This is a genomic window from Segatella intestinalis (assembly GCF_029348455.1).
Lineage (GTDB): Bacteria > Bacteroidota > Bacteroidia > Bacteroidales > Bacteroidaceae > Prevotella.
Genome location: NZ_JARJVV010000008.1, coordinates 133,691 through 152,263, shown reverse-complemented (window position 1 = coordinate 152,263; position 18,573 = coordinate 133,691). Strand labels below are relative to the sequence as shown.

The window sequence follows — 18,573 nt, the reverse complement described above, 5'->3', positions numbered from 1 at the left end:
GGCTTTAACTTCTTTAACTTAACTTCCCCATTTGCGAAAGCTGTTTTACTTCTGCAGTGTAACTCCCATCAGTCCAACAACCACCTCGTTGCTCAAGGCGCGGAGAGTCAGCGAACGGAGTTTCTTCTTGGCGTTGAGAGGCATGTCGAGCATCGTGGCAGCGCCACCAGGCAGGGCACACATCGCCAACTTCATATCAGGAAGATCGCCGGCAGTGGCTGCCTCCTGATAGTGAGAGTCGCGGAAAAGATGACGGCTCACAATACCTGTATTCAGACCTATGCGGTAAGGACGAACGGCAGGCATGGCAAAAGCCACAGCGTTCTCCACGAAGTCTTGCTCGATAGGACACCAGTTGACGGGTGGAACAAGCATCAGCTCGTCTGTCGTACCATCGGTATATTCCACTCTCACCACGGCATTCTCTATAGCAAACTGCATGGGGTTGGTAGAGCCAGCCATCAGCAGATAGGCATGCGAAGCCTTGCCCGACAAAGGAATGGTGATGCTGTCGGGATAATTGTCCCACAAACTGGTATAGGCAATATTCTTGCCCTCGGCAGGTGTGCGGAACGACAAGCCTGGCAAGGTTTCGAAAGATCCGTCCTTCACCATGCTGCGCAACTTGGAGTCGTCTATCTTGGCGAGTTTCTTCGTTGAACACCAGTCGCCCATTCCCTGCGTAGGCACACAGAGTGTGGTGTAAGGCGAGCGGGGTGTGAGGTATTGGTTCTTGAAGATGTCGCTCACTTCCGAATTGAAGGCAGCATCCATGTTCACCATTCTTCGCTTTCCGTCGTTCAACTGGTCGAAGTCATTGCCCACACCTGTCATCGTTCCCCATCGATCGGCCGTCTGTTCCGCAACGGCATCAGCCAAGGTGTAAGTTTTCTTTACCTCAACCTCATCATTGTCTACGGGCTTGATGGTTGCCAGCTCCACGTGCTGACGCTTGTCGGCTGTCAGCGCGGTGTCTTTGTATTTTCCTCCACCCATATTCTGACGTATCACAATCTGCAGCGGACGGGCGAAGTTCTGCTCTATATCGAAGATGTCCTTGTCGCCCACTCTTCTGAACGAGTAGTCCAAATAAGGTGTATGCACCGACGCGCTGTCCCATGCTGCGGGGAAACCTGGACGAATGATGCACTTGCCCTCTAAAGCATTGGGCGTGATGCCATAAAGGCCTTCGATAAACGCACGCGACGAGATGCCCGTCACATCAGAGAAATCGCGATAGCCCTCGCCTGTGGCACGGTCCATCGTCGACAACTGTCCGAAGTTGCCCGGACTGCTGCCAAGATACATGAAGTCGAGCACATTGGCTTTCAGCAGTCGGTAAGCCTCCTCCGCTCTTCCTGCCTGATAATAAGCCAGCACGGTATGCATCACCTCTGCCATCGCCACATTGTTGATACTCCATTCGTAAGGCGACCAGTCGGATGTGCTCACCGCCTGATATTCCTGTCCATCATATATATAAGGTACGCGCGGGATGTGCCTGTCCACATACTTCGTTGCCAGATAGTTCTGTTCGCCAGTTCCTGCGCCACAGTCTATCGGTGTGTAGATGCTCCACAGCGCTGCGTCCTTATGAACTCGCTTCAGTCCCATGAAATCCTGATATTCAGCCCAGTGGCCGAAATCTTTCAGCCACAGTCGGCTGTTCATGGCTTTCAGTATCCTGTCGGCTTCCTCACGATAAGGCGCTGGATTCTCGCCTATCATCTCTGCCATGCGGGCAGCCAAGAGGTTGGCACGGTAGTTATAGGCCGACGAATGGGTTACGCCACCGCTGTTGTATTGCAGCGCATCGCTTGCCCAGATACAGCAATAGGCATCGTAGAGTCCGTCGTTGTCGGGATCCCAGGTGTTCTTCTCCCAGGCGAGATGACTCTTGATGACAGGCCACATCTTGCGCATATAGGCTGTATCGGCATCAAACTGGAAATGCCAAAGCAGCTCGTCGATATACACCAGGTTCATGTCGTAATGGTGGAACTGCTTGTTGTTCTCTGGATTGCGGCAGATGTAGCCATTGCTGTACATCGGCGTTCCCCATTCGTAGGCGCCACGCGAGAGATTGTGCTCCTTGTCCATCACATGAGGACGGGTCACAGGGATGTCGGTCACCTGACTCTTGGCATAGGCATCGAAATGAATGCGCTGGCGGTCGAACATACCCAAGAAATCGCCCATATAGGCTGCACGCCAGCCTGGCAGAGGCATTCTCCAGCCCACAGCGCCATGCGTCCAAACTTGCCCGTTCCAGGCTCCGTCTGCAGCCATGACCATAGTTCCGCCTACAGGATTCAGATAAGCATCGGGAGTATTGAAGATGACGGAAGAAGCCAAGTCGGAACGCCACTGCTCTGCTGCCTGATAACGCTTGCACATCTCTGAGTTCTTGCCTGTCGACAAGACGGTGTTGTCGACCGAGAAATACAGTTCGGCAGCACCCTTCTGAGGCATAATACCTGCAACGGTAGAGAGCATCTTGGGCTGGGCAGGCGCATCGAAGGCCTCAGGACCATCGAACTTGCCGATGTCGCCGGCTCTCTTAAACTTGCTCACCCTGGTTTCGCATATCATACCCACAATCTCTATTTTCGCCTTGCCAAAATTCTCGGCAGCGAATTTCCAGACAGCACCTTCCGTCTGCGGATAAGCCAACACCGAGAGCTTCAGTACACCGCTACCCCATCGCTTGTCCTTCATCAGATACTCACGCTTTCCAGCCTCATATCTTGCCTTGCAGTACTCTACCGAGTCGAGCTGAAAAGCCTGACCGTTGCATTTTATCACGAAACGGATGTTGCGATGATTGTTCTTCTTAAAGATAGCGAATATAGGACGGTCGCTGGTTTCCAGTCGCCATTCATCCACACTGCCATAGAGGGCGCGTGTATAACGATTGTTGCCATTCACACAGCTAAAACCTCTACCGTCGGGGTGGTAGTTGGCAGTACGCTGCATCACTCCTTGCGCTGACGAGGACAACATTCCCATCATACAAGCCGATACGACTGCGAAAGTTTTTAATTTAGTTTGTTTCATGTTGGTTGATGGTTTCTTATTATTCAAGTTTTATATTTTATTCAAGCCTTGGTTAAGTCTCTTTTCTGTTGGATTTACGACTTTCTGTCTCGTCCAAGCCGCATGGCTTGCCTGTGTCTCGCGTACCTATTAATATAGGCATCCCAAGCAGGTGTGTACAAAGATAAACAAAATTTCCGACAGCACAATCATACACCCCTCGCTTTTGTACGGTTTTACATCTTTATGGACGATTTCTTATGCTTTATTGAACAATTATACCTATCTTTGCAAAAGATATAAAAGACTTTGCAGAAGAAATAAAAACTTAAAGGCTATTATAATCGATATGATCAGACAACAACGCAAAAGACTTATTGCAACATGCCTCACCTGCGCACTGCTCACAGCAGTCAGCGCACAGGCTCAGTTCTTGCCTTCCCCCACACAGGAAGCCAAACCTGGTATAAGATGGTGGTGGATGGGATCGGCCGTCGACAAGGAGAACTTGGGATGGAATCTCGACCAATATGCCAAGGCTGGCATAGGCGCAGTGGAGATAACTCCACTCTATGGCGTACAGGGAAACGACAAGAACGACATACCTTACCTCTCGCCACGATGGATGGAAATGCTCAGATTCGTGGAAAAGAAAGACAAGGAATTGGGCATTGAGACCGATATGGCTACCGGAACAGGATGGCCTTTCGGCGGACCTTGGGTTCCACTGAGCGAGGCTGCCTGCAAGGCTGTTTTCGTCGACACCATTGTAGATGTCAAGAAGAAACTCATGGACATCAACTTCACCCTGCCCGAGAAAGAGCGCAACTTCGCCAAACTGAAAGTCATCAAGGCTTATCCTGTGGCAGGAACCACCAAGAAGAAACGCGTCATCGCACTCTACGAGAGCCGCACCCGACAGATGGTGAAGCGTGCTGCGCCTGGAGGCGAAGGCTACGTCATCGACCACTTCGACTCTACTGCCGTAGCCCATTATCTGGCACACATCGACAGCGCCTTTACGGCTTCGGGAACACCTTTTCCACATACTTTCTTCAACGACAGCTACGAAGTGTATGGCGCCAACTGGACTCCCACTCTGCTGACTGAGTTCGAAAATATGCACGGCTACAAATTGCAGGACAAGTTCCCCGAGTTTCTGGATGGCGACGCAATCGTTGTGAGCGATTATCGCGAGACCCTGGGAGAGATGCTGCTGCACAATTTCACCAAACAATGGACTGCATGGGCACACAAGCACGGAGCCATCACACGCAACCAGGCGCACGGCTCACCCGCCAACCTCATTGACTGCTATGCGGCTGTCGACATTCCTGAGATAGAAGGCTTCGGACTGACCGACTTCGGCATCAAGGGCCTGCGCAAGGATCCGGGGAAGACTCGTCCCAACTTCAGCGACCTGAGCATGCTGAAATATGCTCCTTCGGCTGCCCACATCACGGGCAAGAAATATACATCAAGCGAGACTTTCACCTGGCTCACCGAGCACTTCCGCACGTCACTGAGTCAGATGAAACCCGATATGGACCTGATGTTCTGTGCCGGCGTCAACCACATGTTCTTCCACGGCACAGCCTATTCGCCAAAGAACGATTCATGGCCAGGATGGAAATTCTATGCTTCCATCGACATGAGCCCCACCAACAGCATCTGGCGCGATGCGCCCGAACTGATGAAATACATCACCCACTGTCAAACCTATCTGCAATGGGGACAGCCCGACAACGACTTCTTGGTGTATCTGCCCGTAAGAGACATGTGGCGCACCAATACCAAGAAATGGCTCATGATGTTCGACATTCACGGCATGGCGAAGAAGGCTCCCGAGTTTATCAAGTGCATCCTCGATATCGACAAGGCCGGATTCGACTGCGACTACATCAGCGACCAATACCTGCGCTCGTGTACTTATAAGAACGGCATGATAGAGACTGCTGCCGGAACACGATATAAGGCGCTGGTCATTCCCGGCAACAACATCATGCCAAGCGACGTGATACAGCACATCTCGCAGCTGAAGGCGCAAGGAGCCAAGATTATCAAGGGCGACAACACTGAGGCGATGGCAAAGGCTGCCAACCCTGAAATGATGAGAAAACTATATGGACTGAAGCTGATACGACGCAGCAACAAGTACGGTCATCACTACTTCATCGCCAACCTCACCGACCACGATATCAAGGCCCAAGTGCCTATTGCTACAGGAGAGAATGCTGCGCTGTGGTACAATCCTATGAACGGATCTTACATGCTGCTGTGATAAACGAACGCGGAGAACTGGATATCAACCTCAAAAGTGGCGAAAGCAGAATCCTCCTCAGTGCACAGAAAGAGTCGGCACCCTGGTTGCAAGACAAGAAACTGCGCATAGCAAAGACCGAACCTCAAACCATAGACAAGGGTGAAAGCATCGACCTCACCGCCAACACCTGGAAGCTCTCCTTCACTGAGGAAGCACCCAAGGTAGAGGAAACCTTCAGCCTGCAGGGTCTCAAGACATGGGAGAGCCTCAGCGACAAGGCCCAGGTGACGATGGGAACTGGCGTCTACGAGACAACGTTCAAACTGTCGAAAGAGCAAGCCAAGAAACAATGGAGCATCGACTTAGGCGACGTGCGCGAAAGTGCCCGCGTCTACATCAACGGTCATTACATAGGCTGCGCCTGGGCTGTGCCTTACATTCTCCACTGCAAGGATGCACTGTCGAAGGGCAAGAACACCATCCGCATAGAAGTGACCAACCTGCCTGCCAACCGCATTGCTGCACTCGACCGCGAAGGTGTGAAATGGCGCAAGATGAAGGAAATCAACGTCGTAGATATCAATTACAAGAAAACCACCTACGACAAGTGGGAACCTGTGCCATGCGGACTCAACAGCACCGTCAAGCTGGTGGAAGTAAAAACAGACATAAACTGAATAAACAACAAAACAAATAAACAACTCAACAAATGAAAAAACTGATCTTAACATCACTCTGTGTACTCATGGGTATGAGCTTTGCCTCAGCCCAGAAAGTTCATAGAAACGTAACAAACCTGCAAAAGGAAATCATAGAGGTGGCTCATCGCACCAACAACTATTTCATGGCAAAGTACAGCGACCCTACACTCGATACCTTTGTCAAACGAGTACGTACCAGCAACCTGTGGACACGCGCCGTGTACTACGAGGGACTCATGGCACTCTACGAGATTGACCCTCAGCAGAAATATCTCGACTATACAGATCGCTGGGCTGACTATCACAAGTGGCAGGCTCGCAGCGGAGAGACCAACGACAATGCCGACAACCAGTGCTGCATGCAGGTTTACATCGACCGCTACGTACAGAGCGGAGGAAAGAAAGATTTAAGTCATGTGAAGGCAAACCTCGACCATCAGATTGCATCCAACCGTGTTTCTTACTGGACATGGATCGACGCCATACAGATGGCTATGCCTATATATGCAAAATATGCAAAAGTCAGCGGCGAGAAAAAGTATCTCGACTATGCCATGAACTCCTACAAGTGGACACGCGACACACTGGCAGGCGGACTGTTCAACGAGAAGGAAGGTTTGTGGTGGAGAGACAAGGACTACGTTCCTCCCTACAAGGAGAAAGACGGTAGCAACTGTTACTGGAGCCGTGGCAATGGCTGGGTTTACGCAGCCTTGGTTCGCGTGATGGAGACATTGCCTGCCAACGACAAGAACTACCAATATCTGAAGAAAGACTTCATCAACATGAGCAAAGCTCTGCTGAAATGCCAGCGCGAGGATGGATACTGGAATGTAAGCCTCGTTTGCCCTGCCAACTATGGCGGCCCTGAAATGACGGGCACAGGTCTCTTCCTCTACGGAATGGCATGGGGCGTGAGACAGGGCATTCTGCCTGCTGCCACTTATCAGAAAGCTATGGACAAGGCATGGAAGGCGCTGGCTGCATCGGTTCATGAAGATGGTTTCATCGGTTACAACCAGGGCACTGGCAAGGACCCATCGGCTGGACAGCCTGTCACCTATACGTCTGTTCCCGATTTCGAGGACTACGGCACAGGATGCCTCCTGTTGGGTGCTGCTGAATACTACAAACTTTTAAAAGTAAAAAGGTAAAAAGGTAAAAAAGTAAAAAAGTAAAAAGGTAAAATACATGAGAGTATATCTATATGTATTGGCTTGCTTGGTGGCGCTCATGCCACTGAGCGCCAATGCTTCGAAGAAGCAGAAGAAGGCAAGGAAGGCTAAGACAGAGCTCTGGCCCGACGGCACGAAGATGGACACTTGGTTCCTGCAGGCCCAAAAAGTGAATACAGACACCTTGGGCAAACAGTATGTCATCACCGATTACGGAGTTAAGAAAGACAGTACTTTGTTGCAGACCAGCGCCATACAGGGAGTCATCGACCTCGCCTCAAAGAATGGAGGAGGCGTCGTCGTCATACCGGAAGGCACTTTCCTCAGTGGCGCCCTCTTCTTCCGTCCCAAGACTCATCTGCTTCTATCCGAAGGAGGCAAGTTGAAGGCAAGCGACCGCATCGTCAACTTCCCCATACTCACGACACGCATCGAAGGTGAGACCTGCAAATACTTCTCCGCCTTCATCAATGCCGACCACTGCGATGGCTTCACCATTGCTGGAAAGGGAACCATCGATGGAAATGGCAAACATTATTGGGAAGAGTTCTGGATTCGACGTCAGTGGAACAGCCGCTGCACCAACAAGGATGCACAGCGTCCAAGACTCGTATACATCAGCAATTCCTCGAACGTGACTCTTCAGGACGTGCATTTGCAGAACAGCGCTTTCTGGACCAATCACATCTATCGCTGCGACCATGTGCGGTTTCTCGACTGCTACATCTTCGCTCCTACTCAGGGATTAAGGGCTCCCAGCAGCGATGCCATTGATATAGATGTTTGTCATGATGTGCTGGTGGAAGGCTGCTACATGAGTGTCAACGATGATGCTATTGCCATCAAGGGAGGAAAAGGTATATGGGCAGACCAGTCACCCGAGAACGGACCGGTATACAATGTCTTGATACAACGTTGCAACTACGGCAAGGTTCATGGATGCCTCACCTTAGGAAGCGAGAGCGTGAGCGACCGCAACATCGTGCTTCGCGACATCACCGTAAAGAATGCCAAGCGCGTGTTATGGCTCAAACTGCGTCCCGACACACCGCAACATTACGAGTATGTCACAGTCGACAATATCAGCGGAACCACAGGAAGTTTCCTTACCATTCGTCCATGGACTCAGTTCTTCAAGCCTGGCGACAGAGAGGACATGCCTCTGAGCCAGTGCAACAACATCACGATGAAGAACATCCGCATGGACTGCGACAACTTCTTCGATGTGGGCACAAGCGACAAGTATCGCCTCTCCCACTTCACCTTCGAAAACATATCCTGTACCGACAAGAAAATGGCATTTTCTGCAGATATAATAGAAAACACCATCTGCAAAAATGTCAATATCAGCAAAAAAGCAAGCGTTGATTGCAATCAATAACCATATGGAGAATTGGAGAAGGTCTTAATTAGAAAATATTTCTACTTCCGAAACTTCTTGGGACTGTTGATTGCAATCAATGGCACCTACGCGTAAAACTTCAGAATTTCACTAAGCATTTACATCTCCAACCAGTTCTTGACGATTGTTTTTCCCTGGGGTGTCAATACACTCTCGGGATGGAACTGGATGCCATGAATGTCGTAGTTCTTGTGGCATAATCCCATGATACAGCCATCATCGCTCACGGCTGTGACATCCAGACAATCGGGGAAACCGCTGCGGTCAACCACCCACGAGTGATAACGCCCTATCTCTATACGCTTCTCCATACCGGCAAAGATAGGGTCGTTGCCAAACTGGATGCAAGGTGTTCCCACACCATGATAAACCTCCGACAGATTGGTGAGTTTGGCACCAAAAGCCTCGCCTATAGCCTGATGCCCTAAGCAGACTCCCAACATGGGCTTTCTGCCTGCATAGGTCTTGATGACATCCATCAGCAGGCCTGCCTCTGAAGGAATGCCAGGGCCAGGACTCAATATGATCTTGTCGAACCGGTCGAGTTCACGCAACTGAAACTGGTCGTTGCGGTAAACGGTTACATCGGCTCCCAATTCCTTTACCAAATGGGCAAGATTGTAGGTAAAGGAGTCATAATTATCTATGATTACTATTTTCATCTTTATAATGTTTAATGTGTAGTGTGATTCTATAGCTCTTCTGCAATATGAATTGCCTTGGTCAAGGCTCCCAGTTTGTTGTTGCATTCTTCCAACTCATACTGGTCGTTGCTCTTTGCCACGACGCCACTTCCTGCCTGGAACCACAGTTCACCATTACGGCTGATAAAGGTTCTGATGACAATAGCCTGGTTCAAGTCGCCATTGAGTCCGATGAAACCGATGCAACCGCCATAGGCACCTCGGTTGTGCGGCTCCAGCTCTGAGATAATCTGCATGGCTCTTACCTTGGGCGCTCCACTCAAAGTTCCTGCCGGGAAGGTATCGATAAATGCCTTGATATGATCGGCCTGCTCATCAAGCGTGCCGCTCACTCTGCTCACCAAATGAATCACATGGCTGTAGAACTGCATGTCCTTATAGAAATCAACCTTTACTCCATGACAGTTGCGGCTCAAGTCGTTGCGTGCCAAGTCCACCAACATCACATGCTCGGCATTTTCCTTGGGATCGTTGCGCAGGAACTCTGCTGCCTTGCGGTCTTGCTCCATGTTGCCTGTACGCTTGGTGGTTCCTGCTATTGGGTCGATGAAAGCCTTGTCACCGACAATGCGGTTGTGGGTCTCGGGCGATGAGCCGAAGATGCGGAAACCGCCAAAGTCGAAGTAGAAAAGATAAGGCGACGGATTGATGCTGCGAAGGGCTCGATAGAGTTTGAAGTCATCGCCCTCATATTTCTGCACAAACCTGCGGCTTACCACAATCTGGAACACATCGCCTCTCAGACAATGCTGTATGCAACGGCGGATATTGGCCTTATGCTCCTCATCGGTAAGGGTGGAAGTAGTCTCGCCTACAGGATGGAAATCGTAAGGTTTCACATTGGCCTTGTTGATGGCTTTCATGAGCGCATCGAGCTCTGCCTCCTCACCGAGGGTGATGAGTTGCATGGTGTTGTTGAAATGGTCGAAGACGATGATATTCTTATACATAATATAATATATATCAGGTGCATCGTTCTTCTCCATCGTCGTATCCTTCACGGGAATGTTCTCGAAGTAGCGCACGGCATTAAAGGTTGTGAAACCATACAGACCGCAACACTCACTGCCCTCCCCCTCTACATGGAAAGCCTGGATAAAGTCATTGAAGGCTTTCGAGATGGCGAGTTTGCATTTTTCTCCTTTGCCCTCACCGAAGACGGGCAACTCTTTTTCCTCCACTCTTCCGTCGGGATAGGTGGCTGTCACCACTCCATGTCCTACGGCGATGCTTGCTATGGGGTGCACACCGATGAAGGAACGCGAGTTCTCTGTACCATGATAGTCGGAGCTCTCCATCAACGCCGACTGTGGATAAATATCTCGTAATCGCATATAGACTCCCACCGGTGTATAGAGGTCAGCAAGAATCTTACGTGTTTGGGTCGTATAATTAAAAGTTGCCATATTCTCCTGCCATTTCTTTATGAGACAAATAAGTTTCAACATCCTTGTCACCTCGACCGCTCACTGTCAGGACAACGACATCGTCTTTCTTGAACTTCATTTTCTTCAGCGCTGCCACAGCATGAGCACTCTCTATGGCTGGGATGATTCCCTCCATACGTGTCAACTCATAACCGGCATAGATAGCCTCGTCGTCCTTAATGGCAAGCACATGACTGCGGCCACGGGTTGCCAAGTCGGCATGCATGGGTCCGATACCAGGATAGTCGAGACCTGCGCTGATGGTAAAAGCTTCCTCTATCTGTCCGTCCTCGGTCTGCATCACGAGTGTTCTCGCTCCATGGATAATACCTTCTGTTCCGCAATGCATGGTGGCTGCTGTATAGTTGGTATCGATTCCATGTCCTGCTGCCTCGGCAAGATAAATCTGAACGCGCTCATCATCAATATAATGATAAATGGTACCTGCCGCATTGCTGCCTCCGCCCACACAGGCGATGAGGTAATCGGGATAATCGCGACCCACCTTTTCCTGCAACTGCCATTTCAGTTCCTCGGAGATGACACTCTGCATCTTTGCCACAATGTCTGGATAAGGATGAGGACCCATGGTGCTACCTACGATATAGAAAGTATCTTGTGGATGACAGCACCAGTCACGTATAGCCTCCGAACAGGCATCACTCAAGGTCATGTTGCCCGTGCGCACAGGATTCACCTTGGCACCCAACATCTTCATACGCTCCACATTGGTGTGCTGACGCTCCACATCTGTAGCACCCATAAAGATTTCGCACTTCATATCCATCAAGGCACAGACGGTGGCTGTTGCCACACCATGCTGACCGGCTCCTGTCTCGGCGATAATACGGGTCTTGCCCATCTTCTTTGCCATCAGAATCTGGCCGATGGTATTGTTGATCTTGTGTGCTCCTGTATGGTTCAGGTCCTCACGCTTCAGATAGAGCTGGCAACCATATTTCTCGCTCATGCGTTTGGCATAATAGAGAGGTGAAGGACGGCCTACATAGTCTCTGAGCAACTGATGATATTCTTTCTTGAACTCCTCGCTCTCAATGATAGGCTTGTAGGCCTGCTGCAGTTCTGTCACACATTTATATAATATCTCTGGCACGTATGCGCCACCGAATTTTCCAAAAAATCCTTTATCGTCAACTTGATACATCGTGAGTTAAATGTTAAATGTTAAATATTAAATTAGACTTTCGCCCTTGTGCCACAAACGAAACAGATGAATTCTTCACCCTTCGTTTTTCACTCTTCTCTTATTTTTTCAGTGCCTCAAAGAGTTCATCGAGAGCCTTGTCTGGATCGAGTGTCTCATTGAGCAAGGTAACAAACTTGCTTCCAATGATGGCTCCCGCAGCATTGTCCTGGGCACTGGTGAGAGTCTGCTTGTTGCTGATACCGAAACCTATCATTCGGGGATTGCGAAGTTTCATGCCGTTGATATGGTTGAAGTAAGCGAGCTTGGCATCTCCGAAACTGCTTTGAGCGCCAGTGATACTTGCCGAACTGACCATATAGATAAAACCGTCGGTATGCTCGTCGATAAAGCGGATTCGCTCCTCGCTGGTTTCTGGAGTTATCATCATGATGACACGAATGTCATACTTGTCGGCTATAGGTTTCACCACCTTGAGATAGTCGTCGAAAGGCAGGTCTGGAATAATGGTTCCACTCACTCCAGCCTCAACACATTCTTTGAAAAAAGCCTCGATGCCAAAGTGCATGATTGGGTTGAGATAGCCCATCAGCACAAGAGGAAGGCTTACTTCGCCCTTGATGGCTTTCAGTTGTCCGAAGAGAGTCTTCACGGTCATACCGTTCTTAAGAGCCCGCGTTCCGGCACTCTGAATGACTGGTCCGTCGGCCAAAGGGTCACTGAAAGGTATGCCCACCTCTATCATATCGATGCCATGACGTTCCATTGCCTTGATGACATCGCCCGTGCCTTCGAGAGTGGGACAACCGGCACAGAAATACAAGCTCAGCAGCTTGCGGTCTTTACGACTTTCAAATAGTTGATTTATCTTGTTCATTGTTTGTTTTTTTACTTTTTTACCTTTTTACTTTTTTACCTTTTCTAAAGCAAGAGGGTTCTTTTTACTTTTTTACCTTTTTACCTTTCTAAAGCAAGAGGGTTCTTTTTACTTTTTTACCTTTTTACTTTTTTACCTTTACAAGGAATTGCTTGAGTTTCTCTACATCTTTGAGTGCTGGCTCAATCTCGAACTTCGAGTTGAGGTCGATGCCTATGCACTTGGAATGATGAAAGTTCTTGATACGCTCTGCATCATCGGGTCCGATGCCGCCACTCAGTAGGAATGGCACATCGCCATCATAAGCCTGCAGGACTTGCCAATCAAACTGCTCACCACTTCCACCCACAGTCTTACATTTGGTGTCGAAGAGGAAGAGGTCGGCAGCTCCTACATATTCCTTATATTTTTTTATGTCTTCGGCCGAACTTACACTGATGGCCTTGATGATCTTGATTTTGGGTTTGATATCGGGGTCGATAGTGGCACGCAGGTTCTCCAATGTCTCGCGTGGTTCGTTGCCGTGCAACTGAATATAGTCGAGTTTGTAATTATAGACTCTTGTCACTATATTCTGAGGCATATCGTCTACAAAGACACCCACCCTGAGTGGTGTCTTTCCCATGTCGGGTGCATAGTCGGGAATAATACCAGCCCCACTGCTGAACTGCTGCACATATCGGGGTGACGGAGGATAGAAAATCAGTCCTATCATGTCGACTCCCAGTGCAGAAATATCGCGAATGTTGTCGGCATCGCGCATGCCACATACCTTTATAATCATGATGCTTTAAAGACGGTTCTACTTTTAAAATTACAAATTGGCTATAAACTCATTCAGGGCTATGCCCGGGTCGGCCTGTTTCATAAACTGCTCTCCCATCAGGAAGCCTCTGAAACCGCCTTCCTCACGAAGTCTTCTGACAACTTCCGGATTGGAGATACCGCTTTCGCTCACTCTGCATACATCCTTGGGCAACTGTTCTGCCAGGCGGAAACTGTTCTCCACATCCGTAACGAAAGTTCCGAGATTGCGGTTGTTGATGCCATACATATCGGGGGCCAACTCAGCATATTCGAAGTCCTGGGCGTTATGCATCTCCAACAAGACTTCCAGTCCCAACTGATGCGCCATATTCAGAAGATCTTTACATTCCTGCTTTGTCAGACAGGCAGCAATCAGAAGCACAGCCGAAGCACCACAATAGCGGGCTTGCAAAAGCTGATATTCCTCTACGACGAAGTTCTTATATAATATAGGTAAGGTAACACCCACATGGCGGGCCTCCTGTATATACTCGTCGTAGCCTCCGAAATAGTCGATATCGGTAAGAATACTCAATGCCGAAGCTCCATTCTGCTGATAGCCCAAAGGAATAACGCTCGCCTTGCCTTCTTTCTTGATCCATCCCTTGCTGGGCGACTTGCGCTTGAACTCGGCAATAATACCTGTGGATGATGACATCAAGGCGTCACGCATGCTGCCTCCTGGGGTAAGTCCCTCGTCAGCCTTTATCTTCCTGTCGGTCAGCGTTACCATCTGGCGTGGAGATATGAAGCGCTTGCGCTGCTCCATCTCTATTCGCTTATGAGCTACGATTTCTTCTAATATATCAGCCATGTTCTACCTTTTTACTTTTTTACCTTTTTACTTTTTTACCTTTTTACCTTTAACTATTCAGTTCCACAAATTTCTTGAAGGTGGCAAGTGCCTTGCCCGAGTCTATACTCTCGCGTGCTATTTCCACACACTCCTCAATGCTCTTCTTGCCCTTCTCCATCACCTGAATACCAAAGGCTGCATTTGCCAAAACGATATTCTTCTGGGCAGGAAGTGCTCGGTTTTCAAGTACGGCATCAAAGATGTCCTTTGCCTCCTCTTCGGTAGCTCCACCTCTAACCTCTTCCGGTTTGGCTGTCTCGAAACCTAAGTCTTGAGGTTTGAAGATGCGCTCATAGTCGTTGGTTGTTACCTTGAAGTCACTGGTCAGCGAAATCTCATCATATCCATCTATACTGTTGACGATGCCATAGTCGATGCCGATCTTCTGATATACCTGGTTATAGAGGCGCATCTGGTCGAGATTGGCAACTCCGAGCAACTGACACGAAGGCTGGCTGGGGTTGACCAAAGGACCTAAGAGATTGAAGACGGTAGGAAACTGCAAGGCCTTGCGAATAGGACCGACAAACTTCATCGCCTTGGCAAACAACTGTGCATGAAGGTACACGATACCTGCCTCATTGATGGAGCGGTTGAGTTTGTCGAGATCGTCAGTGAAATGTACTCCATGATTCTGAATCACATTGGAAGCTCCACTCACCGATGTGGCAGCATAGTTTCCATGTTTGGCCACCCTATATCCGGCTCCTGCTATGACGAAGCACGAGGTGGTAGAAATATTGAATGTATTCTTACGGTCGCCTCCTGTTCCTACTACGTCTATATATCTGTCGCAGTCGAGGATGGCAGGAACTCCTGTCGCCAGGATTCCGTCACGAAAGCCCAACAACTCGTCCACGGTCACACCACGCATCTGCAAGCCTGTAAGCAAGGCTGTGATCTGTTCTTCGGGGAACTCACTCTTTGTGATGCCAACGATGATGTTCTTGGTTTCCTCTCGGGAAAGTTCCTCATGATTCAACATTCTGTTCAAAATGTCCTTCATTTCCATAAGTTTTGTCTCCTATATTTTTTGTTGTTATCTTCGTTCAAACCCTCCTTCTACCTGTAACAGACCTTAAAGAAAAAAGACCTGTCGCAAGTTACGGCAGGCCTTTTCTATCTCTCTTAGGATTTTCATATCCACACACGGCTTATCGACTCACGACTGTTTCAATCTTGAGATACGCCACCACCATGCTGTTGAAGATACGAATGTTGTCATTTGCTTATTATTGATGAATAATATTGTTTCGTTATTGTTTCGATTGCAAATTTACACTTTTTCTTTCAATCTACAAACTTTTTGTCGATAAAAAATGCAATTTCGATTATTTTTTATCACTTTCTGCTCTTTTCCATCCCTCTATCCGTCCCTATACCTTATTATATATACTCAACTTTCGCAAATAGGGCAATAAGAGAAGGTTTATCAAAAAAATCCTATCAATTCGCTTACTTTTTTTGTTAATTCTGCTACAAATCGATATTTTTTCCTTTATTATGGTTGTTTTTTCATTTTTTATACGTAACTTTGCGCCATTAAACATTAACGTACAGAATAAAACGAAAAGAAAAAACATTTATTATGAGATTATCCACATTGGTATTGGCGGTAAGTATATGCTTTGCCCCCCCATCACTGAACACCCAAGCCAAGAGCAAGAAAAAGAGCCTTAACTTGCTGACTGCTAAGTCGGATTCCACCAAAACAGACTACGCTAAAGTCACCAAGGGCGGAAAGAAAGATACAGGCTTGTTTACTGTCATCTACAATAGCAAAAGCGGCAAGCTGTATTTTGAATTGCCCGACTCTGCATTCAGTCACCAGTATATCCTTGCCAACAGAATGGCAGCCACCAGCGACACACAGGATTTTGTGGCTGGGCAGATGATCAACACTCCTTTGCTCATACAGTTCTCAAAGGACGAACGAAACGTATATATCAATCTCATACAGAGTAACAATGTCGTTGACAAGAACGACCCTATCGCAGCTTCTTTCGACAAGAATTTCTTGAATCCCCGCATGAAGGGCTTCAAGATTGTGGCTCGCAATAATGGCAATGTCGTTATTGACGTGACTTCTTTCTTCGGTACCAACGAAGCTTACATCTCTCCACTGAAAGAGGTTTCTGTTTTTTCTAAACTCTTCGGCGATGCCAATGCCATCAAGGGAACTTTCTCTGCCGATGCTTCCAGCATCGACTTCGTGAAGACTTTCCCTAAGAACATCGAGATAGAGAGCACCCTGTCGTTCAACACCACAGGTATGATCAAGAAGCCTTACTCTGTGAAGGTTCACCGTTCACTCTTTGTCCTGCCCGAGGATCCTATGCCTATGAGATACCAGGACAACCGAGTGGGTTTCTTCAATAACAACAAGAACATATACAGTTCTTCCAAGGACAAGGTGGAGAGCAAGACCTACATCAACAGATGGCGCCTGCAACCCAAGCCCGAAGATATGGACAAGTACTTTGCCGGCGAACTGGTGGAGCCACAGAAACCTATCGTGTTCTATGTCGACTCTGCCTTCCCTGAGAAGTGGAGAGAAACCATCAAGACGGGTATAGAAGACTGGAACCAGGCTTTCGAGCAGGCTGGTTTCAAGAATGCCATCATTGCTAAAGACTATCCCAAGAACGATCCAAACTTCGATCCAGACGATATGCGCTACAACTGCTTCAAGTATGCAGTCACATCTACCGCCAACGCCATGGGTCCAAGTCATAAAGACCCTCGTACCGGCGAGATTCTCACTGCCGACGTCATCTGGTATCACAACATCGTATCCCTGTTGCACAACTGGCGATTCATCCAGACTGCAGTTGTAGACAAGCGAGTTCGCAAGAACACCTTCGATGATGATGTGATGCGCGAGTCTATCCGTTATGCAGCAGCCCACGAGATTGGTCATACCCTGGGTCTGATGCACAACATGGGTGCCAGCTATGCTTTCGACGTTGAGCAGCTGAGAGATCCAAAGTTCACACAGCAGTATGGCACCACACCAAGTATCATGGACTATGCCCGCAACAACTACATCGCCCAGCCTGGCGATTTGGAGAAAGGCGTGCGTCTTACTCCTCCTGTTATCGGTGTATACGACAAGTATGCCATCAACTGGGGTTACAGAATCATCAAGGGCGCCAATACTCCTGAGGAGGAAGTGGCTACTCTTAACAAATGGATTGCCGAAAAAGCCAACGATAAGAAATTCCAGTTTGGCGCTCAGCAGGTTTTAGGTACTGTAGACCCAACCGACCTGACCGAGGACCTTGGAAACGACCATATCAAAGCCAGCAACTATGGTATCAGCAACATGAAGATTCTGATGAAGAACTTCGAGAACTGGACCATGGAGAAGGGCGAGAGATACGACGACTTGGAGAAACTCTATCGTGAGGTTACCAAGCAGTACACCCGCTATATCAACCATGTGGCATCTTATATCGGTGGCATCGAATATACAGAGATCAGACAGGGCGACGGTCAGGCTCAGAGCATGAACTACATCAACAAGGCACGTCAGAAGGAAGCCCTCACATGGCTGCTTGCACAGATGCGCAGCTTCGACAGTTGGCTCACACCTCATGCCCTGCTGAACAAGATGGAACTGAGCCTCGATGTCAACAAAAACATCTGCAAGCGCACCATCTCTTCGCTGTTCAGCCCCACTGCACTCTATCGCATCAAGGAAGGTGGAATGGTAAATGCCAACGCCAACTACACCATCGAAGGTTATATGAACGACCTGACCAACATGATCTTCAAGGCTCCTGTAGGTGGAAAGCTTTCTTATGCCGAGCAGGCTCTGCAGTCTAATGCCATCAATCTGATGATGCAGCGCACTGGCTTGCAGCCCGAGACAGGCAAGAAGACCAAGGGGCTCACCGACGACCAGTTGTGGCAGAACGACCTCGAGATGTCGCAGCAGATTTGCAATGCCAACGATATAACCGACAGCTTCGTACGTATCAATTATGGTGGCAGCATGCTCAGCGATGCTGAGACTGGTGCCCTGATGACAGGAAGCCTGCAGCGTGTACTCAACAAGTATCGTGCTTATCGTGCTACCGCTAATGGCAGCACCCGCGACTTCTACTCTTATCAGATTCTTCTCATGGAGAAGTTGCTGAACAATAAGTAATTCAAGT

Annotated in this window: 11 protein-coding genes and 1 pseudogene; 4 read left to right on the top strand and 8 right to left on the bottom strand. The window is 48.8% G+C overall.

Annotation, left to right across the window (positions count from 1 at the left end):
- Positions 1-45: 45 nt before the first annotated feature.
- Complete coding sequence (locus P3T48_RS07170) at positions 46-3,057, bottom strand: DUF4450 domain-containing protein (protein WP_276506188.1); 3,012 nt, start codon at positions 3,055-3,057, stop codon at positions 46-48.
- 328 nt (positions 3,058-3,385) lie between these two features.
- Between P3T48_RS07170 and P3T48_RS07165 the strand changes: the two are divergent.
- The 3 genes and pseudogenes from P3T48_RS07165 (at position 3,386) to P3T48_RS07155 (ending at position 8,556) form a co-directional block, all read left to right on the top strand.
- Positions 3,386-5,976, top strand: a pseudogene (locus P3T48_RS07165) (glycosyl hydrolase).
- Between the two features lie 32 nt (positions 5,977-6,008).
- Positions 6,009-7,154 (top strand): glycoside hydrolase family 88/105 protein, encoded by a 1,146-nt coding sequence (locus P3T48_RS07160; protein WP_276506187.1) that lies wholly within the window; start codon positions 6,009-6,011, stop codon positions 7,152-7,154.
- 79 nt (positions 7,155-7,233) lie between these two features.
- On the top strand, positions 7,234-8,556 hold the full coding sequence (locus P3T48_RS07155; RefSeq protein WP_276506198.1) for a rhamnogalacturonidase: 1,323 nt from the start codon (positions 7,234-7,236) through the stop codon (positions 8,554-8,556).
- Between the two features lie 119 nt (positions 8,557-8,675).
- Here the strand turns inward: P3T48_RS07155 and P3T48_RS07150 are convergent, their stop codons facing one another.
- The 7 genes from P3T48_RS07150 to trpD all read right to left on the bottom strand — a co-directional run bounded on the left by P3T48_RS07150 (position 8,676) and on the right by trpD (position 15,425).
- On the bottom strand, positions 8,676-9,239 hold the full coding sequence (locus tag P3T48_RS07150) for an anthranilate synthase component II (RefSeq protein WP_276506186.1): 564 nt from the start codon (positions 9,237-9,239) through the stop codon (positions 8,676-8,678).
- 29 nt (positions 9,240-9,268) lie between these two features.
- Positions 9,269-10,687, bottom strand: a complete 1,419-nt coding sequence (locus tag P3T48_RS07145) for an anthranilate synthase component I family protein (protein WP_276506185.1) — start codon at positions 10,685-10,687, stop codon at positions 9,269-9,271.
- Positions 10,674-11,873, bottom strand: coding sequence for a tryptophan synthase subunit beta (gene trpB, locus P3T48_RS07140; protein WP_022251271.1), 1,200 nt, complete (start codon positions 11,871-11,873; stop codon positions 10,674-10,676). The genes P3T48_RS07145 and trpB overlap by 14 nt, the downstream gene beginning before the upstream one ends.
- 100 nt (positions 11,874-11,973) lie before the next feature.
- Positions 11,974-12,750, bottom strand: coding sequence for a tryptophan synthase subunit alpha (gene trpA, locus P3T48_RS07135; protein ID WP_022251272.1), 777 nt, complete (start codon positions 12,748-12,750; stop codon positions 11,974-11,976).
- A 124-nt stretch (positions 12,751-12,874) separates the two neighbouring features.
- Positions 12,875-13,534, bottom strand: a complete 660-nt coding sequence (locus P3T48_RS07130) for a phosphoribosylanthranilate isomerase (protein ID WP_276506184.1) — start codon at positions 13,532-13,534, stop codon at positions 12,875-12,877.
- A 30-nt stretch (positions 13,535-13,564) separates the two neighbouring features.
- Positions 13,565-14,371, bottom strand: coding sequence for an indole-3-glycerol phosphate synthase TrpC (trpC, locus tag P3T48_RS07125; RefSeq protein WP_022251941.1), 807 nt, complete (start codon positions 14,369-14,371; stop codon positions 13,565-13,567).
- A gap of 49 nt (positions 14,372-14,420) precedes the next feature.
- A complete protein-coding gene (trpD, locus tag P3T48_RS07120) occupies positions 14,421-15,425 on the bottom strand; it encodes an anthranilate phosphoribosyltransferase (RefSeq protein WP_022251942.1) in 1,005 nt (334 codons plus the stop codon).
- Positions 15,426-16,001: 576 nt separating this feature from the next.
- Between trpD and P3T48_RS07115 the strand changes: the two genes are divergently transcribed.
- Entirely contained in the window at positions 16,002-18,566 is a 2,565-nt protein-coding gene (locus tag P3T48_RS07115) for a zinc-dependent metalloprotease (RefSeq protein WP_276506183.1), read from the top strand.
- The last annotated feature ends 7 nt before the right edge of the window (positions 18,567-18,573 follow it).

Excerpts from the sequence above, each read along its gene's own strand:
- P3T48_RS07170 (WP_276506188.1), bottom strand. The coding sequence starts at position 3,057 with ATGAAACAAACTAAATTAAAAACTTTCGCAGTCGTATCGGCTTGTATG.
- P3T48_RS07160 (WP_276506187.1), top strand. The coding sequence starts at position 6,009 with ATGAAAAAACTGATCTTAACATCACTCTGTGTACTCATGGGTATGAGC.
- P3T48_RS07155 (WP_276506198.1), top strand. The coding sequence starts at position 7,234 with ATGCCACTGAGCGCCAATGCTTCGAAGAAGCAGAAGAAGGCAAGGAAG.
- P3T48_RS07150 (WP_276506186.1), bottom strand. The coding sequence starts at position 9,239 with ATGAAAATAGTAATCATAGATAATTATGACTCCTTTACCTACAATCTT.
- P3T48_RS07145 (WP_276506185.1), bottom strand. The coding sequence starts at position 10,687 with ATGGCAACTTTTAATTATACGACCCAAACACGTAAGATTCTTGCTGAC.
- trpB (WP_022251271.1), bottom strand. The coding sequence starts at position 11,873 with ATGTATCAAGTTGACGATAAAGGATTTTTTGGAAAATTCGGTGGCGCA.
- trpA (WP_022251272.1), bottom strand. The coding sequence starts at position 12,750 with ATGAACAAGATAAATCAACTATTTGAAAGTCGTAAAGACCGCAAGCTG.
- P3T48_RS07130 (WP_276506184.1), bottom strand. The coding sequence starts at position 13,534 with ATGATTATAAAGGTATGTGGCATGCGCGATGCCGACAACATTCGCGAT.
- trpC (WP_022251941.1), bottom strand. The coding sequence starts at position 14,371 with ATGGCTGATATATTAGAAGAAATCGTAGCTCATAAGCGAATAGAGATG.
- trpD (WP_022251942.1), bottom strand. The coding sequence starts at position 15,425 with ATGGAAATGAAGGACATTTTGAACAGAATGTTGAATCATGAGGAACTT.
- P3T48_RS07115 (WP_276506183.1), top strand. The coding sequence starts at position 16,002 with ATGAGATTATCCACATTGGTATTGGCGGTAAGTATATGCTTTGCCCCC.